The 21710-nt window shown below is 64.3% G+C and carries 24 protein-coding genes; 10 read left to right on the forward strand and 14 right to left on the reverse strand.

Annotation, left to right across the window (positions count from 1 at the left end; genetic code table 11):
- Positions 1-15 precede the first annotated feature (15 nt).
- Together RPR59_RS08700 and RPR59_RS08705 are read right to left on the reverse strand one after the other, a co-directional pair.
- A complete protein-coding gene (locus RPR59_RS08700) occupies positions 16-642 on the reverse strand; it encodes a P-loop NTPase family protein (RefSeq protein WP_313913120.1) in 627 nt (208 codons plus the stop codon).
- A complete protein-coding gene (locus RPR59_RS08705; protein WP_313913122.1) occupies positions 642-1877 on the reverse strand; it encodes a heavy-metal-associated domain-containing protein in 1236 nt (411 codons plus the stop codon). Before RPR59_RS08705 ends, RPR59_RS08700 begins: the two co-directional genes overlap by 1 nt.
- Before the next feature lie 63 nt (positions 1878-1940).
- On the opposite strand from RPR59_RS08705, the gene purM reads away from it, so the two are divergent.
- Genes purM through RPR59_RS08725 form a run of 4 tightly spaced genes read left to right on the forward strand, consistent with a single transcriptional unit; the run spans position 1941 to position 4615 of the window.
- Positions 1941-3047 (forward strand): phosphoribosylformylglycinamidine cyclo-ligase, encoded by a 1107-nt coding sequence (purM, locus tag RPR59_RS08710; RefSeq protein WP_313913124.1) that lies wholly within the window; start codon positions 1941-1943, stop codon positions 3045-3047.
- Positions 3040-3609 carry a phosphoribosylglycinamide formyltransferase gene (gene purN / locus RPR59_RS08715; RefSeq protein WP_313913126.1) on the forward strand — a complete coding sequence of 190 codons (570 nt, stop codon included), beginning with the start codon at positions 3040-3042 and terminating at the stop codon, positions 3607-3609. The genes purM and purN overlap by 8 nt, the downstream gene beginning before the upstream one ends.
- Positions 3606-3977 (forward strand): MmcQ/YjbR family DNA-binding protein, encoded by a 372-nt coding sequence (locus RPR59_RS08720; RefSeq protein WP_313913128.1) that lies wholly within the window; start codon positions 3606-3608, stop codon positions 3975-3977. The genes purN and RPR59_RS08720 overlap by 4 nt, the downstream gene beginning before the upstream one ends.
- Positions 3974-4615 carry a hypothetical protein gene (locus RPR59_RS08725; RefSeq protein ID WP_313913130.1) on the forward strand — a complete coding sequence of 214 codons (642 nt, stop codon included), beginning with the start codon at positions 3974-3976 and terminating at the stop codon, positions 4613-4615. The genes RPR59_RS08720 and RPR59_RS08725 overlap by 4 nt, the downstream gene beginning before the upstream one ends.
- A 43-nt stretch (positions 4616-4658) precedes the next feature.
- Here the strand turns inward: RPR59_RS08725 and RPR59_RS08730 are convergent, their stop codons facing one another.
- From RPR59_RS08730 to RPR59_RS08755, 6 genes are all read right to left on the reverse strand, one after another.
- Positions 4659-5903 (reverse strand): M24 family metallopeptidase, encoded by a 1245-nt coding sequence (locus RPR59_RS08730; protein WP_313918427.1) that lies wholly within the window; start codon positions 5901-5903, stop codon positions 4659-4661.
- The gene (locus RPR59_RS08735; RefSeq protein WP_313913132.1) at positions 5903-7222 is read right to left on the reverse strand and encodes a dicarboxylate/amino acid:cation symporter; all 1320 of its coding nucleotides are present in this window, start codon (positions 7220-7222) and stop codon (positions 5903-5905) included. The genes RPR59_RS08730 and RPR59_RS08735 overlap by 1 nt, the downstream gene beginning before the upstream one ends.
- A 33-nt stretch (positions 7223-7255) precedes the next feature.
- Positions 7256-7882 carry a glutathione S-transferase family protein gene (locus RPR59_RS08740; RefSeq protein WP_313913134.1) on the reverse strand — a complete coding sequence of 209 codons (627 nt, stop codon included), beginning with the start codon at positions 7880-7882 and terminating at the stop codon, positions 7256-7258.
- Between the two features lie 214 nt (positions 7883-8096).
- Positions 8097-9176 (reverse strand): recombinase RecA, encoded by a 1080-nt coding sequence (recA, locus tag RPR59_RS08745; RefSeq protein WP_313913136.1) that lies wholly within the window; start codon positions 9174-9176, stop codon positions 8097-8099.
- 127 nt (positions 9177-9303) lie between these two features.
- Complete coding sequence (locus tag RPR59_RS08750) at positions 9304-10320, reverse strand: glycosyltransferase family 4 protein (protein WP_313918429.1); 1017 nt, start codon at positions 10318-10320, stop codon at positions 9304-9306.
- Between the two features lie 2 nt (positions 10321-10322).
- The gene (locus tag RPR59_RS08755) at positions 10323-11924 is read right to left on the reverse strand and encodes an alpha-amylase family glycosyl hydrolase (RefSeq protein WP_313913138.1); all 1602 of its coding nucleotides are present in this window, start codon (positions 11922-11924) and stop codon (positions 10323-10325) included.
- Positions 11925-11996: 72 nt separating this feature from the next.
- Here RPR59_RS08755 and RPR59_RS08760 point away from each other — a divergent pair, with 72 nt between their 5' ends.
- From RPR59_RS08760 to RPR59_RS08770, 3 genes are read left to right on the forward strand one after another with little or no spacing between them, the layout of a single operon-like run.
- The gene (locus RPR59_RS08760; protein ID WP_313913140.1) at positions 11997-12797 is read left to right on the forward strand and encodes an SRPBCC family protein; all 801 of its coding nucleotides are present in this window, start codon (positions 11997-11999) and stop codon (positions 12795-12797) included.
- Positions 12797-13981 carry a zinc-dependent alcohol dehydrogenase gene (locus RPR59_RS08765; protein ID WP_313913142.1) on the forward strand — a complete coding sequence of 395 codons (1185 nt, stop codon included), beginning with the start codon at positions 12797-12799 and terminating at the stop codon, positions 13979-13981. Before RPR59_RS08760 ends, RPR59_RS08765 begins: the two co-directional genes overlap by 1 nt.
- 2 nt (positions 13982-13983) lie before the next feature.
- On the forward strand, positions 13984-14757 hold the full coding sequence (locus RPR59_RS08770) for an SDR family NAD(P)-dependent oxidoreductase (RefSeq protein WP_313913144.1): 774 nt from the start codon (positions 13984-13986) through the stop codon (positions 14755-14757).
- Positions 14758-14798: 41 nt separating this feature from the next.
- On the opposite strand, the gene RPR59_RS08775 is transcribed toward RPR59_RS08770, so the two are convergent.
- Complete coding sequence (locus RPR59_RS08775) at positions 14799-16988, reverse strand: TonB-dependent siderophore receptor (protein ID WP_313913145.1); 2190 nt, start codon at positions 16986-16988, stop codon at positions 14799-14801.
- A 318-nt stretch (positions 16989-17306) separates the two neighbouring features.
- Here RPR59_RS08775 and RPR59_RS08780 point away from each other — a divergent pair, with 318 nt between their 5' ends.
- Both RPR59_RS08780 and RPR59_RS08785 read left to right on the forward strand, forming a co-directional pair.
- A complete protein-coding gene (locus RPR59_RS08780) occupies positions 17307-17843 on the forward strand; it encodes a gamma carbonic anhydrase family protein (protein WP_313913147.1) in 537 nt (178 codons plus the stop codon).
- 82 nt (positions 17844-17925) lie between these two features.
- Complete coding sequence (locus tag RPR59_RS08785) at positions 17926-18894, forward strand: NAD(P)H-dependent flavin oxidoreductase (protein WP_313913150.1); 969 nt, start codon at positions 17926-17928, stop codon at positions 18892-18894.
- Here the strand turns inward: RPR59_RS08785 and RPR59_RS08790 are convergent.
- Both RPR59_RS08790 and RPR59_RS08795 read right to left on the reverse strand, forming a co-directional pair.
- Positions 18891-19349, reverse strand: coding sequence for a DUF1465 family protein (locus RPR59_RS08790; RefSeq protein WP_432280253.1), 459 nt, complete (start codon positions 19347-19349; stop codon positions 18891-18893). The genes RPR59_RS08785 and RPR59_RS08790 overlap by 4 nt on opposite strands.
- Before the next feature lie 75 nt (positions 19350-19424).
- Positions 19425-19628 carry a YdcH family protein gene (locus RPR59_RS08795; RefSeq protein WP_432280254.1) on the reverse strand — a complete coding sequence of 68 codons (204 nt, stop codon included), beginning with the start codon at positions 19626-19628 and terminating at the stop codon, positions 19425-19427.
- A gap of 134 nt (positions 19629-19762) precedes the next feature.
- Between RPR59_RS08795 and RPR59_RS08800 the strand changes: the two genes are divergently transcribed.
- Positions 19763-19915 (forward strand): YdcH family protein, encoded by a 153-nt coding sequence (locus tag RPR59_RS08800; RefSeq protein WP_313913153.1) that lies wholly within the window; start codon positions 19763-19765, stop codon positions 19913-19915.
- A 176-nt stretch (positions 19916-20091) separates the two neighbouring features.
- On the opposite strand, the gene RPR59_RS08805 is transcribed toward RPR59_RS08800, so the two are convergent.
- The 3 genes from RPR59_RS08805 to RPR59_RS08815 form a co-directional block, all read right to left on the reverse strand.
- The gene (locus RPR59_RS08805; protein ID WP_313913155.1) at positions 20092-20460 is read right to left on the reverse strand and encodes a PilZ domain-containing protein; all 369 of its coding nucleotides are present in this window, start codon (positions 20458-20460) and stop codon (positions 20092-20094) included.
- A gap of 145 nt (positions 20461-20605) precedes the next feature.
- Entirely contained in the window at positions 20606-21076 is a 471-nt protein-coding gene (gene dksA / locus RPR59_RS08810) for an RNA polymerase-binding protein DksA (protein WP_313913157.1), read from the reverse strand.
- A 347-nt stretch (positions 21077-21423) separates the two neighbouring features.
- Entirely contained in the window at positions 21424-21708 is a 285-nt protein-coding gene (locus RPR59_RS08815; protein ID WP_313913159.1) for a hypothetical protein, read from the reverse strand.
- Positions 21709-21710 lie beyond the last annotated feature (2 nt).

A 21710-nucleotide genomic window follows, 5' to 3' on the forward strand; every position in this document is an offset into this window, starting at 1 on the left:
GCGGCCCTGTTCCTGCTAGTGATCAGCGGATATTTCATCGGAGTGCAGCCCGGCGTCCGCCAATGTGGCTCGTGCCACGGGGATCGACAAGCGGCGCCCCCGGCGGCCTTCCAGCCCGTCTTCCAGCGCATCCACAACGCGCCACAAAGCGACATAGCTGCGTTCCGTCCGCGCCGCGATCCAATCGACCACCTCGGGACGAACGACGATGCGCCGTCGTTCGAGATAGCGGTGCAGCAAATCGCGCATCAGGGCATCATCCGGATCGCCGATCCTGACGACCGGCGTTGCCGTCAATCGCGTGCGGAGATCCGACAATTGCACCTTCCATTCCGGTGGCGGCGCATCGGCGATCATCAACAGCGGCCGCCGATCCATCTGCGCCCGGTTCCAGGCGTGGAACAGCGCTTCCTCGTCCTCGCGTTCGGCGTCGTCGATCAGCGTGCCCCCGCTATGCGCGGCGAAGATACGGCCAAGCAAGCTGCGCCCCGATTTTCGCGGGCCTGCCAGAATGGTCGCCATCAACGGCCAGGAACCACGATGTTCCAGGTGGTGCACCGCCCGGGCATTGGCTTCGCCGACTACGAACTCGCCCTCGCTCGCATCGGCGGGCCAGCCGAGCGGGAGATCGAGTTGCGCCATCAGCCCCCGCCTTCTGTCCGCGTGATCCGCAGCGTGCCCGATCCGGCCTGAACTTGCCAGCCGCGCGATTCCAGCGCGGCACGGAGGGCGTCGATATTGCCGCTATATCGCACCTGCATGACCGACATTCCGCCGAGCGCGAGGCTGCTCGTCACTGCCGAGCGCACGCCGGGAATGGCGCGCAGCGCCGATTCGGTGGTGGTCACCGTCGTCGCGCCGGGGGTTTCGTACTGAATATTGATCGTGTTCGACGCCGCAGCCGGATTCGGCTCGGCGCCAGCAGCGTCGGGATCCGGAATCGTCTCGATGGCGGCTTCGTCCGTGGTCTCCGCCGGCTTCTCGTCCGTTTCGGCAGGACGAATCGCCAGCATCGGGTCCAGCCGGAGCACGCCGTCATTGAGCGCCTTCTGATAGGCCGCATCCAGGCGCTTCACCCCTTCATCGAGCAACGCATCCAGGCCGTCGGCGTTCTCCACGCGCAGGGAAAACCGGGTCAGCCGCTGATTGTCCGGTCCGTGGCCTGCGGTGAAGGTCGCAACGATGGGGCCGCCAGGCCACTGCCGGCGCAAGCGGACCTGCGGAACCAGGACATCCGTCGCGCCATATTGATCGAGGGTCGAACGCCACCAGCCGCGCCCGCGCCTCCCCACCTGCCCGGCGTTCAGGAGCAGCGGGTCCGGCCCCGTGCCGGCGGGACGGACATAATCGATCTTGCTGCCCGCCGTGCGAAAGCGGTTCCACGCATCCGTCCAGGCCGTATTGCGCTCGAACGCCGTACCCACGCCGCCCGACCATTGGAGCGGCACCAGCAGCATGGGTCGGGAACGTGCGATCCGGGTCGTGACGCCCAGCAGGCGCCCGGCACGCTCGCGACTGAACAGGATGCCCAGATCGGCGACGTACCGTTTCGGGCCGATTTCCTCGTGATCGACGACGACGGCTGCCACCACGCCGTTCAGGGCCGAATCGGAAAGGGAGCCGGCCTTGCCGGTCAAGCGCCGCGACAGCATCGCCCACCCCTTGCGCTGGGCGATTCGCCACCCGTCCTGTCGCGCCTCTTCGGAACCGTCGGCCGTGACGTCGACATGAATCCCGTTGACCTCGAAACTGTCGGAGATGGCCACCGGACCGTCTCGGTCGACGCGGACCGACTGCGCGAACAGCGCAGTCGCCCCCGCACCGAATGCGAGCGGCAGGACAATGCGCAAGGCTTTACGGAAACGCGGCTGGATCATTTGCCGTCTCTTTTGGCGAAGCGGGCGTGGAAATCCAAGCGTGATCTGGCTAGGGCCGTGCGCATGAGTGAAGAATACGGGCAGGAACGCCCCTATAGCTATGCCGGTGCCGGTGTCTCGATCGAAGCGGGAAACGCGCTCGTCCGCGCGATCGGCCCGCTCGCACGGGCGACGCGGCGCCCCGGCGCCGATGCCGATCTCGGCGGGTTCGGCGGCGTGTTCGATCCCAGGGCGGCGGGATTCACCGACCCGCTTCTGGTCGCGGCCAATGACGGCGTCGGCACCAAGCTGAAGCTCGCCATCCAGCACGATGCCCATGACGGAATCGGAATCGATCTCGTCGCGATGTGCGCCAACGACCTGATCGTGCAGGGCGCCGAGCCGCTCTTCTTTCTCGACTATTATGCCAGCGGCAAGCTGGACAACACGGTCGCCGAGCGTGTGGTCGCCTCGATCGCCGAAGGCTGCAAGCAGGCGGGCTGCGCGCTGATCGGCGGCGAGACCGCGGAAATGCCGGGGATGTACGCGGACGGCGATTACGATCTCGCCGGCTTCTGCGTCGGCGCGGTCGAGCGCGATGCGCTGCTCGACGGATCCAGGGCGGCGCCCGGCGACGTGATTCTGGGACTTGCATCGTCCGGCGTGCACTCGAACGGCTATTCGCTCGTACGCAAGCTTGCGGTCGACAAAGGCTGGCAACTCGACCGCCCTGCCCCGTTCGACCACGACCGCCTGTTGATCGACGCCCTGATGGCGCCGACGCGCATATATGTGAAATCGCTTCTGCCGCTGTTGCGTGAAAATCGTATCCATGCCTTGGCCCACATCACCGGCGGCGGGCTGCTCGAGAACATCCCGCGTGTGCTGCCCGACGGATGTCACGCAACGGTCGACGCCGACGGCTGGACGCAACCGCCGCTGATGGCCTTTCTGCAGGCAGAGGGCGCGATCGAACCCGAAGAACTCGCACGCACGTTCAACTGCGGCGTCGGCATGGCGGTGGTCGTCGCTGCCGACGATGCAGAAACGGTCGCGGATGCGCTGCGCGCGACGGGCGAGACAGTGTTCCCGATCGGCAGCATCGGCAGTGGCGACAAGGGCTGCACCGTTCGCGGCAGTGCTGGCACCTGGAACGCCGATGCCGACTGGTCCGCCACGCACCATGGCTAAACACCGCGTCGGCATCCTGCTTTCGGGCCGTGGATCGAACATGGCGGCGCTCGTCGAGGCGTCGCGCGCCGGGGATTGCCCGTACGAGGTGGTGCTCGTCGCGAGCGACAAGCCCGAGGCGCCGGGCCTCGCCTGGGCGCGCGAGAACGGTGTCGCGACCTTTGCCCAGTCGCCGAAGGGGATGGCGAAGGCCGACTATGAAGCGGCAGTCGACGCCGCGCTGCGCAGTGCCGGTGTCCAGACGATCGCGCTTGCCGGCTATATGCGGCTGCTGTCGAACGCGTTCGTCGCCCGCTGGCGCGACCACATCATCAACATCCATCCTTCGCTGCTGCCCAGATATAAGGGGCTCGACACCCATGCCCGCGCGATCGCGGCGGGAGACGCCGTGGCCGGCGCATCGGTGCATATCGTGACCGAGCAGCTCGATGGCGGTGCGGTGCTTGGCCGGTCCGAGGTGCCGATCCTGCCGGACGACACGCCGGAAACACTTGCCGCACGCGTGCTGAAAGAGGAACATCGCCTCTACCCCCGAATATTGGCGGAGTTCGTGAGGCGATGACAACCGACGCGGCGCTCGAAAAACTGCGCGCCATCTGCCTGGCGCTGCCCGAGACGCGCGAAAAGCTGTCGCACGGGATGCCCGCTTTCCATATCGAAAAGGGCAGGATGTTCGCCTATTTCTGGCACGACCATCACGGCGACGGCGTAACGTCGGTGATCGTCAAGACCAGCGGTGCCGAGGAGCAGGAAACGCTGATCGAGATCGACCCCGGTTGCTATTACAAGCCGCCCTATTTCGGCCCGTCGGACTGGGTCGGTATGCGGCTCGATTGCGGCGATGTCGACTGGGACCGCGTTTCCGACCGCGTCGCCATCAGTTGGGAACTGGTCGCGCCGCGGCGGCTGCTGGAGGCCGGCGGCCGGTGAGCGACGAGACGCCGCCACCCGAACGCCCGCGCTGGCGCCGTTGGCTGACGCTGGGCGAAATCCTCGCCGTCTTCGGCCTGCTCATCTCGGGGCTGACGCTATGGAACAATGTCGCGATGCGCCACAGCCAGGAAGATGCACGCGCCAAGGAGGCCGCGCGCGAGGCCAAGGCAAAGGAGATCGCCGAGCGGGAACAGGCACTGGTGTCGTTCAACGGCACCATGAAAGGCGGTGGCGACGTGCTGGCGCTGCAGGACATGGCCGATCACGGCGTACAGAGCATCGATGTACGCTTTCCCCCTTCGCTGGGGCTGCCGGTGCGGCAGGCGATGGTCCAGCCGCAAATTGAGGCGGGCTGGTTCGAGGACAAGCTGCTCGCGATCACCGATGGCGGGCCGGATGCTGTCGAAGGGCGGCTACCGGTGGCGATCACCGCGTCCTATTGGGATGGCGATCGCCATCGCACCGACAAGGCGATTTACGATGTGGTCTTCACCACCGAAGGGCGGATCCTGCGCAGCCGTGATTTGAAACTGCGCGGCGTCGTCCTGCGACAGCGTATTCACGGTGATGCCGGACCGAAGCTCGACACCATGTGGAAAGCCGAGCGTAAACGACTGAAAAGCAACACAGGTTAACCGATTGCGGCAGACGATGCCGCCGGCAGTCGTCGCTGTCCCGTCATCCCATCGGGCGCTCGATCGATGGCGGCGGCTGACTGAAGAATTTCGGCCCGGTTTCGGTCATGTGGAAACAATCCTCCAGGCGAACACCGAACCTCCCGGGGATATAGATGCCGGGCTCGTCGGAAAAGCACATGCCGGGCGCGAGCTTCGTCATCTCGCCGCGCACCAGGTTGACCGGCTCGTGCCCGTCCAGGCCGATACCGTGGCCGGTTCGGTGCGACAGGCCGGGCAGCCGGTATCCCGGCCCGTAGCCGAGCGACTCGTAATAACGGCGAACGGCATCGTCGACACTGCCCGCCGGCGCGCCAATCTTCGCGGCTTCGAACGCGACCTGCTGCCCGCGATGAACCTGGTTCCAGACCTTGCGCTGCTCGGCCGACGGCTCGCCGTGGACGAAGGTTCGCGATACGTCGGACTGATAGCCGTGAACGGTGCAGCCGCAATCCATCAGCACGATTTCGCCGTCACGCACCTGCTGCGGCTTGCCCGAACCGTGGGGATAGGCCGCCGCTTCGCCGAGCAGGATGAGGTTGAACTCCACTTCGCCGCCCAGTGCCGTGGTGGCCGCCGTCATCAGCGCACCGATATCCGCCGGCGTCATGCCGCGTTCCACGCGGGGGTGGGTCCAGCGATAGGCCGCGATCGTCACATCGGTCGCGATCTGCATCAGCGCGATTTCGGCGGGCGTCTTGATCATCCGGCATCCCCGTACCACCGGGTTGGCCGACACGATCCGCGCGTCCGGGAGAAGGCGTTGCAAGCCGTCCACCGCGAAATATCGCACCGTTTCCTCGATGCCGATCGGCCGGCCGGCCAGGCCCCGCTCCTTCAGGAACCCGGCGACCAGCTTCAGCGGATTCTCATCCTCCTGCCAGACGCGGATATCGGCCTCGATGCCCAGCGTCTCCTTGACCGACGGCGCCTCGAAAAACGGCGTCGTGATACATGGTTCGCCATCGGCCGGCAGGATCAGCGCGGTGAGCCGTTCGCTGCGCCACCAGCGGACGCCGGAAAAATACGTCATCGACGATCCCGGCTCGATCAGCACCGCGCCGATGCCATTGTCGCGCATCAGCTTCTGCGCCTTCGCGACACGACGCCGGCGTTCATCGGCGCCGATGGGCCGGGCATTGCCGGTGATATCCGACAGGCCGGACGTATCGATCTCCGCGGCGCGAAGCAGGCGCGGCAGCACCAACGGGGCGAGCGCGGCCCCGGCGATCCACTGACGCCGGCCGATCACGCGGCCGCTTCCAATTGCCCGCGACCATCGGTTTCCGGCTCGCCCGCCGCGACGACCGTCGCCAGTACCAGGTCACCGGTGACGTTCAGGGTCGTCCGGCACATATCGAGAAAGCGGTCGACCCCCAGCACGAGCCCGATGCCCGCGGGCGGCACGCCGACCATGCCGAGGATCAGCGCCACGACCGGCAAGGATCCTGCCGGCACGCCGGCGGTGCCGATTCCGCCGAGAATACAGATCAGCATTACCGTGAACTGCTGCACGATGGAGAGGTCGACGCCGAAGAACTGGGCGAGGAACAGGACCGTCACGCCCTCGAACATCGCCGTACCGTTCTGGTTCGCGGTTGCCCCGATCGTCAGCACGAAGCGCGCCACGCGGGGCGGCAGCTTGAGTTCCGTATCCGCGACGCGCAGCGAGGTCGGTAGCGTGGCGTTCGACGAAGCGGTCGAAAACGCCATCACGCTCGCCTCCTGCGTTTCCCGGAAGAACGCCAGCGGCGACCGCTTGGCGAGGAAGATCAGCAGCAGCGGGAAGACCACGAACATCTGCACGCCGAGCGCGGCCAGAACGACCCCGACATAGGCCGACAGGCGGACCAGCAGATCCCAGCCGAACAGGGCGGCGAGGTTGAACATGAAACAGAACACCGCGATCGGCGCGAGCTTGATGACGAGGCCGATCAACCGCATCGCCACCTCGAACACGCCTTCGACGACATTTTTCAGCCGCTCGACTTCGGGCTTGTCCACCAGCACGATTCCGATGCCGAAGAACAGGGCGAAGAACATCACTGCCAGGATGTCGTTGTCGGCCATGGCCGCGATGACATTGGACGGCACGATGCCGAGCACCGCGTCCATGCCATGCGGCGTATCGCCGCTGCGCGACAGGATCGCATTGGCGCGCCCGCCCGCATCGGCCAGCATCTGCTGCGCCATGGCAGGGTCGACCCCGCGGCCCGGCTGCAACAGGTTCACCAGCACGATGCTGACGACCACCGCGATGGTGGAAACGGCCACCGTCAGGATCAGCGTGCGCAGCCCGACGCGGCGCAGCGAACGGATTTCGCCCATCTCCGCTATCCCGACGACCAGCGCGGAAAACAGCAGCGGAATGACCAGCATGAACAGCAGCCGCAGGAACAACTGCCCGATCGGGCCGGTGACATAGCTCGTCACGAATGCCACCCAGGGCGCATCGGCCGCGGTCACGTGCACGACCAGGCCCCCGACAAGCCCGATTAGGAAGCCCGCGAGCATCTGCATCTGCAAGGAAATGCCGCGGCGCTCCGTCGCCTGTTCGGCTGAATCCATTATCGTCTACCCCCTCGAATTCCACTTTGGCGCTCAGGCATAGGCATAGGGACCGCCTTTGGCGAGTGCTGCCTGATATCCGGGCCTCTGATGAATGGTGTCGAGCCACCGAAGCGTTGCCGGGCGGCTCTCGTTCAGCCCGGCGCGCGCCCGCGCTGCCTCCAGCGGAAAGCTCATCATCACATCGGCTGCGGTGAACCGATCGCCGGCGAACCAGGGCCGGTCGGAAAGCTCGGCTTCGACATAATCGAGATGAACGTCGATCATCGGTTGAAAGCGTTTCTGCGCGGTTTTGCCGAGTAGCGGCACCCGGCTGAGCACGAGCTTCGTGAACAGCGGCGGCATCAGCGAGCCCTCGGCATAATGCAGGAAATGGCGATATTGCAGCATCGAGCGGCGGTGCGGCGGCGGTCCGAGCTTCCCATCCGCTTTCTCGACCAGATATTCGACGATGGCGCCGGTTTCGGCGATGACGGTGCCGTCATCCTCCAGCAGCGGCGCTTTGCCGAGCGGATGAACCCGCCGCAGTTCGGGCGGCGCCAGCATCGTTCCGGAATCGCGCTCGTAGCGCTTCACGCGATAGTCGAGGCGGAGTTCCTCCAATAGCCAGAGAATGCGTTGCGAGCGTGAATTTTCGAGATGGTGAACGACAAGCGACATCGGCCGAAACTCCGCCAGAAATCCGGTGGCGAAGCGATACCGCCTTGCCGTGCGCCGTGCAAAGCCACTCTGTCGCCTCGGCAGAATCGCGGAATGCCGGATACTGCGCCGTCACGGAAACCAGGCGCCGCGACGGCACAGGTCCCGTGACGGGATATTTTCATGGACGACCCGCCCCGCCGTCCGGGATGCGGGGGCGGCAACCCGAAGTCGGTCAGGCGTCGGCGTCGGGCCCGGCCATCATCTCCTCGGACACCTCCTCCGTCCTGCCGCGAATCGCCCGTTCCAGTTTTTCGAGCATTTCGGGATTTTCCTTGAGGAAGGTCTTGGCATTCTCCCGCCCCTGACCGATCCGGACGCTGTCATAGGAAAACCATGCCCCGGCCTTCTCGACCAGCCCGGCCTTCACGCCCAGGTCGAGCACTTCGCCGATCTTGGAGATACCCTGGCCGTACATGATGTCGAACTCGATCTGCTTGAACGGTGGTGCGACCTTGTTCTTCACCACCTTCACCCGGGTCGAGTTGCCGATCACCTCGTCGCGATCCTTGATCGCGCCCGTCCGGCGGATGTCGAGCCGAACGCTGGCATAGAATTTCAGCGCGTTGCCGCCCGTCGTCGTTTCCGGGTTGCCGTACATCACGCCGATCTTCATGCGAAGCTGATTGATGAAGATCACCATGCAGCGCGAGCGGCTGATCGAGCCGGTCAGCTTGCGCAGCGACTGCGACATCAGGCGCGCCTGCAGGCCGACATGGCTGTCGCCCATTTCCCCCTCGATCTCCGCGCGCGGGGTCAGCGCCGCCACCGAATCGACGACCAGCACGTCGATGGCGTTCGATCGGACCAGCGTATCGGTGATCTCCAGCGCCTGCTCGCCGGTATCGGGCTGCGACACGATCAATTCGTCAATATCGACGCCGAGCTTGCGGGCATATACGGGGTCGAGTGCGTGTTCGGCATCGACGAAGGCTGCGGTGCCCCCCACTTTCTGCGCCTCGGCAATCACGTGCAGCGCCAGCGTCGTCTTGCCGGAACTTTCGGGGCCGTAGATCTCGATCACGCGACCGCGCGGCAACCCGCCGACCCCCAACGCAATGTCGAGGCCGAGACTACCGGTCGAGATGGCCTCGACCTGCATCGTCTCCTTCTGGCCCAGCTTCATCGCCGAACCTTTTCCGAAGGCCCTGTCGATCTGCGCCAGTGCCGCGTCGAGCGCCTTCTGCCTGTCGCCCGTCGCCTTGTCGTTGGATGCTGCCATATCGCTGTCGATGACCTTCAGATTTGCCGCCATGAATGAAGCTCCCGTCGCTAGATCATTCGCGTCCGTTCTTCAACGCGGGAGGATTCGTACACCAGATGTTCCATGAGAACAAGTGCCGAACATTTTGTCGCCGCCGCCGCCCCGAACGTGCCAGGCACTACTCCGCGCGCCCGAGGATCCGGCGGTAAAGCGCGATATAGTCGTCGGCCATTCGATCGACGCCGAACCGGGCTTCGACCGCGCGGCGAATGGCGAGGCGATCCAGATCCCCGGCGCGCTCGATCGCTTCGGGCACCTGGTCGGGCCGATCGACCAGGAAGCCGGTGACACCGTGTTCGATCAGTTCGGGCATTGATCCGCGCCGCGTGGCGATGACCGGTGTGCCACAGGCCATCGCCTCGATGACCGACAAGCCGAAGGGCTCCTCGAAATTTATCAGATGCAACAAGGCGCGTGCCGCCCCGAGTGCCTCCACGCGCCGGGCGCCACCGACCGGTCCGTGATACCGGACCGTCACGCCGTCGAGGGCCGGCGCGACGATGCTGTCATAATATTCCCGGTCCTGAACGATCCCGTAGAGGTCCAGCCGGCGACCGCAGGCGCGCGCGGCGGCGATCGCCTCCGCCACGCCCTTGTCGGGGTGGATGCGGCCGAAGAACAGCAGGTCTTCGCTGCCCTGCGCATCGAACGCGAACGCGTCGAGCGCGATGCCATGGTGGATCGTCGCCGCATAGGAAAGATCGGGATGGCGGTCCGCATCGCTGATCGCGACGTAATGCACGCGGTGCTGATATGGCCGGTACATCGGCAGGATGCGATCCGAAGAAAAGCCGTGGATCGTGGTCACCATGGGCGTCTCGACCAGATCGGCGAAGGCATGGGCGGGAAAATCGGCCTGGTTGTGGATCAGGTCGAACCGCTCCGCCTGGCGGAACAGGTGCGCCAGGTGCCGAAACTCCCAGACCTTGGCGTCGATGGCAGGATCTTCGGCATAGGGTGCGGGCACCACGCCGTCGAGCGCGGCGCTGGTGATGCTGTCGCGGGTCGCGAACAACGTCACATCGATTCCGCGTGCGACCAGTGCTTCGGTCAGGAGGCTCGTGACCAGTTCCCACGGGCCGTAATGGCGCGGCGGTGTACGCCATGCGATCGGGGCGAGCATCGCGATCCGCATGCTCATCGTGCACCACCCAGGCGGAGCAGCAGCCCTTCGTTCGGGGCCAGCGCGTCGCCGAGCGTGGCATCCGGAAGCGTCGACACCAGCAACTCGGCCGCGCCGCTGTCGTCCGGCAGAATGAGGCGACGCGGCTCGCCCGTCAGGTTGAGCGCGATCAGCAACCGCTCGTCACCATGTCTTCGTTGATAGCACAAGGTGCCGGAATCGGCCGGCAATGCGGCATATTCGCCGATCCTCAGCGCCGGGCTGGCGCGCCGCAGGGCGAGCAATGTGCGGTACAGCGACAGCATCGAATTCGGGTCCCCTGCCTGGTTCGCCACGTTGCGCACCGTCCAGTCCTCGTGGAGTGGCAACCACGGCTCGAAATCGCTGAATCCGGCATGGGGCGATCCGTCCCATGCCATCGGCGTGCGCGCCCGATCCCGGCCCAGGCCCAGTCCGGGCTGGCGCAGGTCCTGCGGGTCGCGGACGCGGTCGGGCGGGATTGCCACGCGGCCGATGCCAAGCTCGTCCCCCTGATAGAGCGTCGGCGTGCCGCGCAGCGTCAGCAGCAGCATCGCCGCGACCCGGGCCTGATCCGCGCCCAGCCGATCGGCGATACGCGGCGCGTCGTGACTGCCCATGACCCAATTGGGCCAGCAACCGGGCGGCAGCGCGGCTTCATAGGCGGCGATGGTCGGGGCCAGACTGGCGGCATCCCACGAAGCGTCCAGAAGCTGGAAATTGAATGGCAGGTGCACGCCGGGCGCATCCGGCGTGCCGTAATATTCCATCAGCGCGTCGAGCGGCAGGAAAATCTCGCCGACCAGCAGACGCTCGCCATAGCTGTCGGCAAGGCTGCGGAATTCGGCGGCGATCTCGTGAACGTCCGGCTGATTGGTCGAATGGTGCTGCAGCACCTTGTATTTCTCGCCCATGTCCGGCCGGTAATGGGGGTTCACCGGATTGTCGGGCAGCCCCTCGGCCTTCACCATGTGCCACAATACGTCGATGCGAAAGCCGTCGACCCCGCGATCCAGCCAGAACCGCAGCACGTCGATCATCGCGGATCGCACGTCCGGATTGCGCCAGTTGAGGTCGGGCTGCTCCTTCAAAAAGGCATGAAGGTAATATTGGCCGGTCGCGGCGTCGAATTCCCAGGCCGAACCGCCCATGTCGCTGGTCCAGTTATTGGGCGGTCCGCCGTCCGGGGCGGGATCGCGCCAGATGTACCAGTCGCGTTTCGGACTGGCGCGCGACTTGCGGCTTTCGATAAACCAGGGATGCCGATCCGAACTGTGGTTGGGCACGAAGTCGAGCAGCAGCTTCAGCCCCCTGGCATGGGCCGCACAGAGCAGGCGGTCAAAGGCCGCGAGGTCGCCGAAAACCGGCGCCACGTCGCAATGGTCGGTGATGTCATATCCGAAATCGGCCATGGGCGAAGGAAAGATCGGCGACAGCCAGATCGCATCCACGCCTAGCGCGGCTATATAATCGAGCCGCCGCTCGATCCCGCGTAGATCGCCGATTCCGTCGCCGTCGCTGTCCTGAAACGACCGGGGATAGATCTGGTAAATGACGCCGCGTTCCCACCAGGCATGATCTTCCAGGCTCAGGCGCATATCATCCCCTCAGCCGCTCAAACCCGCATGTGGCCACCCGCGTTCCTCGCAAGGACGGATTTCGAGCGAAGGGTGAGATCGAAGCGCCTTCTCGAACGAACCATCTACCCGACGACCGGGAGTAAAACTGATTTAAATCAGTATTTAGCCCTGATTTTTGCGCACGGACCGTTTTTCGCCGGCATTTCGGGGAAAACACGGAACGAGTGGCCAGGTCGAGCGCTGTGCCCCCAAGAGAGGAGACAGCGAATGAGACGTCCAGCGGTGCTTGTCGCCGGTGTTTTTGTCGGCGGGCTTACGGCTCTAGGCGGTGTACTGCTCGCCCGATCGGGTACGAAACGGGGTGCGCATGATGATGCGCCGGGCCGCACCGCGCGCACCAGCCGTTTCGGAAACTATGACGTCACGGGCGCGACCGTGACGATCACGAAACCGCCTCGCGATGAATTGTTCAGGCGCTGGCGCGACTTTGAAAAGCTTCCCGACTTCATGGAAAATCTCGAAACTGTCGAGCGGCGCGGCGACGGATGGCGCTGGACGATAAAGGCGCCGGGCGGGAAAACCGTTTCCGTCGATACCGAAATTGCCGAGGAGCGCGACGGTGCGCTGATCGCCTGGCGATCGGTGGAAAGCTCCGACATCGACACCGAAGGCAGGGTCGCATTCCATGATGCGCCCGGTGGCGGAACCCAGGTGTCGCTGACTGTCGCCTACAAGCCGCCACTCGGAAAGACCGGAAAAGCGGTCGCGAAGATTTTTCAGCGCGAACCGGCGATCCAGGCCCGGCGTGATCTCAGACGGTTCCGGATGCTGATGGAAACCGGCGAGATCGCGACCTCGCACAACCGGCGCGATGCAAAGGAGACGACCTGATGAGAGCGCTCTGCTATCACGGAAAGAAGGACGTTCGCGTCGACAGCGTTCCCGATCCCGAGATCGTAAATCCGCGCGATGCCGTCATCGAAGTCACGTCGACCGCGATCTGCGGGTCCGACCTTCACCTTTACGACGGCGTAATTCCGGCGGTCTTGCCGGGCGATATTCTCGGCCACGAATTCATGGGCCGGGTGGTCGAAACCGGACCGAAATCCCCGCTGCGCAAGGGGCAGCGGGTGGTGGTGCCGTTCACCATCTCGTGCGGGAGCTGCTATTTCTGCGAGCGTCAGCAGTTCAGCACCTGCGACAATTCCAATCCGGTCGAAAAGCAGGAAATGTCGGAAACGCTCTACGGAACGCCGATGGGCGGCCTGTTCGGCTATTCGCACCTGACCGGCGGTTATCCCGGTGGGCAGGCCCAGTATGTACGCGTTCCGTTCAGCGATGTCGGTCCGATCGTGATCGAGGACGATGCGCTTGACGACGATCGCGTGCTGTTCCTGTCCGACATCCTCCCGACCGGGTGGATGGCGGCCGAGAATGCGGAAATATCGGGCGGTGACACCGTCGCTGTCTGGGGAGCGGGTCCGGTCGGCCTGTTCGCAGCGCAAAGCGCGCTCATCATGGGGGCGGCGCGCGTCATCGTCATCGACCATTATCCGCACAGGCTGGAACTCGCCAAGGGCCTTGGCGCGGATGTGATCAACTTCCATGAAACCGATGTGCGCGAGGCGCTGATGGCGATGTCCGGCGGCGTCGGTCCCGATGCGGTGATCGACGCGGTCGGCATGGAGGCGCACGGTTTCGCCGTCGACAACATGCTCGATATCGCCAAGCAGAGGGTCGGCGTCGGTGCGGACCGGGCGTCCGCCCTCAAGCAGGCGATCCTGTCGGTCCGCAAGGCCGGCCGCCTTTCCATTCCCGGCGTTTATGGCGGGATGACCGACAAATTCCCCTTGGGCGCGCTCATGGAAAAGGGGCTCACGGTCCGGACCGGCCAGACCCATGTCCAGAAATACGGCCAAAAGCTTCTCGACATGATCAGTGCGGGCAAGATCGACACCACATTTCTCATCTCCCACCACCTCCCGCTGGAAAGCGCCGCGTCGGGATATGCGAATTTCAAGAACCACCAGGACGAATACACCAAAGTTGTCCTCAGACCCGGTATGGAGAACTGATCATGGCCAACAAGCTTGCCGTCATTACCGGCGCGTCCACCGGTATCGGGCGCGAATTCGCGGGCATCGCAGCGCGCGAGGGCTACGACCTCGTGCTCGCCGCAGACGAGGCCGAGATCGACGTCGCGGCGGATTCGCTGAGCGGACGGAATGTCGCGGTGGAGGCGGTAAACGCCGATCTCGCGACCTTCGAGGGCAATGACCGCCTGCTTGCCGCGATCGGCGACCGGCCCGTAGACATCCTCATCGCGAATGCCGGGCGCGGGCTCGGCCACGCCTTTGTCGAGCAGGACCCCGCTTCGTGGCGCCGGGTCATCGACACCAACGTGACGGGCACGACCTATCTGCTCCAGAAAATCGCGCAAAAGATGGTCGCGCGCGGTGAAGGGCGCATCCTCATCACGGGATCGATCGCCGGCCTGATTCCGGGCAGCTATCAGGCGGTTTATAACGGCACCAAGGCCTATCTCGACAGTTTCGCCTATGCGCTTCGCGAGGAACTGGCCGATACCGGGGTGCAGGTCACGGTGCTGATGCCGGGGCCGACCGACACGCCGTTCTTCCGCCGCGCCGGCATGCTCGACACCCCCGTCGGCAAGGACGACAGCAAGGAAAATCCCGCCAAGACGGCCGAAACCGGATGGGAAGCGCTGATGCAGGGCTCGGCGCATGTCGTCTCCGGCGCAAAGAACAAGGTCCAGGCGGCGATGTCGCACCTGACGCCCGACAGCATGCTCGCGAAGCAGCATACGAAGATGGCAAAGCCCGAAGGCTGACGGGGGCGTCCCGTCTCCCGTCCGATCCTCGGGACGGCGCCTCAGAACCGGTAGGCGGCGCTGATGGTGAAATTGCGCGGCGCTCCGTAGCGATACTGGCTGTAGAACCCGATCTGGCTGTAATAGGTCACGTCGAACAGGTTCTGCACATTGGCCTGTAGCTGGATCGCCGGCGTCAGGTCGTAACGCGCCATCAGATTGACCAGGGCATAGCCGTCCTGCTGGAAACGGAACGGGGTGCCGGTGGTAGGGTTCGAACCTTCGGAATAGGCCTTGCTGCGATAGGTCACGCCGCCGCCCAGAACCAGCCGGTGAAGCGAAGCGGGCAGGCGGTATGTGGTGAACAGCTTGAACAGGGTCCGTGGATAGTCGGTATTGACCGGCGCGTCATCGGCGTCGTCGATTTCGAAATGGCTGATGCCGGCATTGATGTTCCAGTCGGGTGCCGGTCGTCCTGTAACCTCGACCTCGAAACCCTGGCTGGTGGCGCCTTCGGCGGCATAGGAGGCCTGGGCCGGCGGATTCACGCCGGGAATGAAATGGCCGATGTCAGGCTGGGCCAGATTGTCCTGCTCGATACGGAACAAGGCGACGGACGTTTGCAGCGCATCGTTGAAGAACGCGCTCTTCAGACCGATTTCATAGGCCTTGCCGCGGATCGGCGCCAGATAGTCACCGTTGCGATCGCGCGCGTTCTGTGGCTCGAAAATCTCGGTATAGCTGGCGTACAGCCGATGATGCGCGGTGAGATCGTACAGCACGCCGGCATAGGGAATGAAGACGCCGTCATCGCCATATTCGCGCGGATCGCCGAAATTGAATCCCGACAGTTCCCAGCTCGAAAGGCGGCCGCCGCCGATCACTTTCAGCCGATCGCTCACATTCAGGCGGAACGCACCATAATAACCGGTTTGCTCCGTGCGCTCATCGACCTCCAGGCTCCCCTCGTCCGAAAATCCGGGATAAGGATATTCGCTTCCGTCCCAATGGATGTAATCACCGGGATCGGGAAGGCTGAGCGCGGCATAGGTGGTGTTTTCCCGGTTCATGACGCTGTGGAGCGCGCCCAGCACGAATTCGTGCTGCCGGCCGAACAGGCCCACCGTTCCGTTCAGCTTCAGATCGAAGCTGTTCTGGATGCTCTCGCCATCATCGGAATAGGGATAGGTCGACTGGATCCGCCCGGTATCGGGATCGACCAGGCCCGACAGATACAGAATCTCGCTTGTCTGCGCATTGCGCAGCCAGTTGTAATCGAATGTCAGGTTCCAGCCGTTGCCGAACGAATGCTGCACGGTGGCGAAGATGTTCTCGTTGGTGGTGTCCCAGAAGGCCCAGTCCGCGGATGCCGTTTTGGAGCGCGGCCAGACGGCGAAGCTGCCGTCGCTGTAAAAGGAAGGAAGCGCGCCCCAGGCCGGCGCCGTCGGTTTCCCGGTCTGGTGGCTGGCGCCCACGCGCAACAGCGTGTCCGGGGTGATGTCGGCATCGACGACGCCGTACAGAACGAGCTTCTTGTTATGGTAGAGGTCGATATAGCTGTCGCCTTCCCCGTAGCGAGCGACCGCGCGGGCGCGGACATCGCCGTTCGCGGTCAGGGCGCCGCCGACATCGGCGGTAAGCTGCCAATTGTCCCAACTGCCGACGCTGGCATTGGCATAACCCTGCCAGCCGACGCTATCGGCATGTTTGCGCACCAGGTTCACCGAAGCCGACGGATCTCCCGCCCCCGTCAGCAGCCCGGTCGCGCCGCGCACGATCTCGATGCGCTGATAGATCGAGACATCGGCGATCGTCTCCCCCGCCCCGCCGGCCAGGGTCCAGGAAAGCGGCACGCCGTCGACCTGATAGTTCTGGATGTCGAATCCGCGCGAACTGAACGTATTCCGCACGTCGTCGATCTCGTTCATCGAAACGCCAACGGCATTGCGGATGACATCGGCGACGGAATCCAGATTCTGGTCAATGATGCGCTGTTCGGTGATGACACTGACCGACTGCGGCGTTTCCCGGACGGTCAGGCCGAGGCCGGTCGCGGTATCGATCCGTTCGGGCACGGTATATCGACCGGTAACCAGGATCTCATCGGACGAGCGTTGCGCGGACCGATCCTGCTCTCCGTTTCGCTTGTCCGCATGGTCGGGCGCTGTCGCCTCTTCGCGCGTCTGCGCCGAAAGCGGCGCGGTGTGCGCGATCATGGCCGCACCCAGCAGCAGCGAAATCTTCGATGTCATTCAATCCCCCTTTTTAGCCGGAATCATCGGCGCTTTGTCTCGGAAGTGCGTTCGGTTCCGCTCGTGCAATCCGCCCGCACCGGTAACGCAATCGCTAATCACTCGCAATAGCTTTGCGATCGAATCGCAATAGAGGCTGCACGGCTGGTTCAGACGCCGGTTTTCTCACGCGGCTGCGTTACCGGCTCCGTTGAGAGCGGCTCGACCAGATCGCCTCGCCGGCGTGCCGTCGGCGGAGGCACCGGACCCGGCCTTTTTCCCGGAAGGCAAAGCCGGTAGCATCGGCGGCGTCATCCACTTCGTGAAGGGTCCCGGCCGATGCCGCTGTACGAAATCGACGGCAAATGCCCGCAGGTCGCGCCGGGCGCCTGGATCGCACCGAGCGCCGATGTCGTCGGCGACGTGGTCATCGCCGAAGGGGCAAGCATCTGGTTCGGCGCGGTGGTTCGTGGTGACAATACCCGAATCGACATTGGCGAACGCAGCAATATCCAGGAAGGCGCGATGCTGCATTCCGACCCCGGCGCCCCGCTTTCGATCGGCGCCGACTGCACGGTCGGGCACCACGCGGTCCTGCACGGATGCGTGCTGAAGGACTGCGTCCTCGTCGGCATGGGCGCGATCGTGCTGAACAACGCCGTTCTTCCAGCGGACTGCATGGTGGGTGCCGGCGCGCTCGTGACGGAAGGCAAGACCTTCGACCCCGGCAGCCTGATCCTCGGCAGCCCGGCGCGCTCGGTCCGGGCGCTGGACGAGCAGGCGATCGCCATGCTGAAACTGTCCGCGAGCCATTATGCGGATCGCAGCCGCAACTATGCCCACGGCCTCACGCGAATCGATGAACCCGGCGCATAGCCCTGTGATTGATCGCGATCCGGCCGGGGCGGCATTTCCGTAGCGTGCTGGACAGGGCGATCGGTTGCGCTAGGAAACCCTGATGGCCCTCCCCGCCCTTTTCGACCGCCTGCGCCTGCCCGTCATCGGAGCACCGTTGTTCATCATTTCGGTGCCGGATCTGGTCATCGCCCAATGCAAAGCGGGTATCGTCGGGTCTTTTCCGGCGTTGAACGCCAGGCCGCAAAGCGAACTGGACGAATGGCTGCACCGCATCACCGAGGAACTGGCGGCCTGGAACCGGGACCATCCCGAGCGCCCAGCGGCCCCGTTCGCGGTCAATCAGATCGTGCACAAGTCCAACGACCGGCTGGAGGCCGATCTCGCGACATGTGCGAAATGGCAGGTGCCGATCGTCATCACGTCGCTCGGCGCCAGAGAGGACGTCAATCACGCGGTCCACGGCTGGGGCGGCATCACGCTGCATGACGTCATCAACGACCGCTTTGCGCACAAGGCCGTGGAAAAAGGTGCGGACGGGCTGATCCTGGTATGCGCCGGCGCCGGTGGACATGCCGGCCAGCTCAACCCCTTCGCTTTCGTGGCGGAAACGCGCCAGTGGTTCGACGGGCCTGTGATATTGTCAGGGGCGATCGCCACCGGTGGCGCGATCCTGGCGGCGCGCGCCATGGGCGCCGACCTCGCTTATATAGGCTCGCCCTTCATCGCCACGAAGGAAGCCAATGCCGGTGCTGCCTATAAGGACGCGATCGTCGCCGCCCGAGCGTCCGACATCGTCTACACCAATCTGTTCACCGGCATACACGGCAATTATCTGCGCCAATCCATCGAAGCGGCAGGGCTCGATCCGGACGCTCTGCCGGAAAGCGGCCCCGGCAGGATGAATTTCGGTTCGGGCGGGAACAGCAAGGCGAAGGCCTGGCGCGACATTTGGGGTTCGGGTCAGGGCATCGGATCGGTGCACGATGTCGAGCCCGCGGCGCATCGGGTGGATCGCCTGGAGGCGGAATATCATGCCGCCCTGCAACGCGTGGCGCCGCAGAAATCCTAGAAGCTGCGCGAAAGCCGCGCCATCATCGTGCGGGCCGGGCTTTCCGGTGCGCTGTCATTCGCTTGCGAACGGTCCAGCCGCAATACCCGGCGATAGAGTTCGATGCTGGCATGAATCAATTCGCGCGCCTTTTCCGGCATCCGGGCGATGACCGCTTCGTCGGTTTCCGGCGCATCGCCGAGGCGGCGCGACGGATCGAGCGCCTCTCGCCGTGCAATCTCTCCGCATTCGACCGCGCGCTGGGTCAGCAGCCAGGCAATCACGTGCATCAGGCGCGTGGTCACCTTCAGCGACTCGCAGGAAAAGGCGACGCGCGTCATGGCATCCAGGCAGTCGCGCTCGTTTCGCCCGAGCATATCGAAATAGCCCCGCGCCTCGTCGGCTAGGAGCATCGCCTCGGTATAAAGCGAATCGACCAGTCGCTTGTGAACGGCGGGATGCTGCGACATCGTCATCGCATCTGAATGCCAGAAGCGCGCGCGCACGGGAACCGCGAAATTGGGTCCGTCCCGTTATGGCGCATGGGCCGGTTACGCGATGATGTCGGGGGTCAACTGGTCTTCCAGGTCCGCGATCTCGTCTTTCACCCGCAACTTCTGGCGCTTCAGTCGGGCGATGCGAAGCTGGTCCGGCGCGGGTTTCGCAAACAGCGCGTCGATCGCGAGGTCCAGATCGCGGTGCGCGGTTTGCAGCTCGTGAAGGTGCTGACGCAACTGATCCGACATGCTCGTCATCCCGCTGCCCGGCCCGATCCGCTCGGCGCTGATTTATGCACGGAATATCGATTGCACCATTCAGGGCGCGCGACAAGCGAACGCTTTCGTGGTTTACTTCCCGCCCTCGAAAAGCACGAAGGGAGTATCGCTCCATGCAAACCGCACATCTCTCGTCGCTGAAAGCCAAGCACCACAGCCTGGATCGCCGGATCGACGCCGAATCGCACCGCCCGCATCCCGATCAGTTCCTGCTGGCGGAACTCAAGCGCCGAAAGTTGCGGGTGAAGGAACAGATGGAGGCCTAGGATCGGTCGACATTCAGAAGATGACGAGCCGAAAATGGTGGTTTTGCGTGCCCCGGAGCGCAGCGACCCAAAGGGTCGTGAGCACCGGAAGCTTGCAAGGCCGCCATTTGCGCGGCCGTCAGGACTGAATGTCGATCGGTCCTAGCGGCAGCCGCCGTTCGCCGATCCGGACAACATCATAGCTTCGGTCCGGGGCCCCGGCGCGGGTTCTTCGCGCCGGTGCCGACCGGGCGGCGCGCGCGTTTGGGGTCCACCTCCTGATCGAAAGCGACTCCGACGCGCTGCTCGGCGCACCACGCTACATGGCCGGCCACCCAGCCGATGCCGCGCACCTCGACCTCCACCGGGCTGCCGATGGCGATATTGCCGCCATATTCGACCATCAGTCCGCCGGAAGACAGGTTTCGAATCCGCACGCGCACCGGTTCAACGGTTGCCGAGTACCGAAACCGGGCGGTCAGGAACAGGCTGTCGCGCGATTCGGACCGCTGCGTAGTTTCGACGCCATGTTCAGCCGTAAGATGTTCGTCGGAATAGCGTTCCATCGGCCAGATGCTTGTACAAGGTTGCGCGTTCGAGCGAATAGAGCAGCAATCCGTCTCGAAAGCGTTAAGCCGGCGCCGACCGCGGACCCGGTATCTCCGGAAACAAACTCCAGCCGTTGCTGCGCCACCACCGCCGGGCCGTGCTTCAGTCCTCGCGCGAGATCTTTTCGTTACGCTCGTGCCGCTCCTGGGCTTCGACCGTCATGGTCGCGATGGGCCTGGCTTCCAGCCGCGCCAGCGAGATCGGCTCACCGGTTACCTCGCAATAGCCGTATTCGCCTTCGTCGATACGGCGCAGCGCGGCATCGATCTTCGCGATAAGTTTGCGCTGACGATCCCGGGTGCGCAATTCGATCGACCAATCGGTCTCGCTCGTCGCCCGATCGGTCAGATCCGCTTCGCGCAACGGTTCGGACTGAAGGTGGGAAAGCGTCTCGTTCGCTTCCCGGTAAATGGCATCCTTCCAGAGGTTCAGCTTGCGCCGGAAATAATCCTGCTGGCGCGGATTCATGAACTCTTCGCCCGGTTCGGGCCGGTATCCGGCGAGTTCACCGTCGTTCGCGGCGTCGAGCCCGCGTTTCGAAGTCTCGTCATCCATAATCAAAACGGTCGCCATCCCCGCTCTCCGTTGCTGGATTCGCTCCCGCCGAAGCGATGCGAACCGCCCCTTTTCCCGGCGCCCTATAGGAGCAACCCGCACATCCTACAAGCAGGCGAATCAGCAGAAATCCTACAGAAATGCCTATTGAATTGATGGATTATAGGCAGCGATCAGGTAATCGGGCCTGGTTCGTTGTGCGGCGACCTGATGCGCACCACCAATTCGCGCCGGATTCTGTCCCGATATTGCACGTTAACCATAAGGCGTCCGAGAAAACCCTGCACCGGACAAAGTAATACGGCATTGGCATGGTTAACGCACTTGAACGTCAACGGTTCTTTATCCTTGTTGGGCAAAGGCGATCAATTCGGCGGCCGATTTTCGATCGACGCAGTCTTGGCCACAAGCTCAAGGTGAAGCGACATGTCTGTTCGAATGGCTCTTGCAAAACTCTGTGCCTGCGCATGCGGTGGCGCGATCGTCGGCGGTGGCGCGGTCCACATGATCGACCAGGCGCCGAAGCGCGTGGCGGTCACGAAGCTGCACAAGCGCCACGTCGCGCAGCGTTCCGCGACCAAGACGCGCAAGGCGCACCGCCGCGTGGAGAAAGTCGAGACCGCGTGCCAGCCCACGGTCGTCACCGTCACCA

It is taken from the genome of Stakelama saccharophila, from assembly GCF_032229225.1.
Lineage (GTDB): Bacteria > Pseudomonadota > Alphaproteobacteria > Sphingomonadales > Sphingomonadaceae > Sphingomonas > Sphingomonas saccharophila.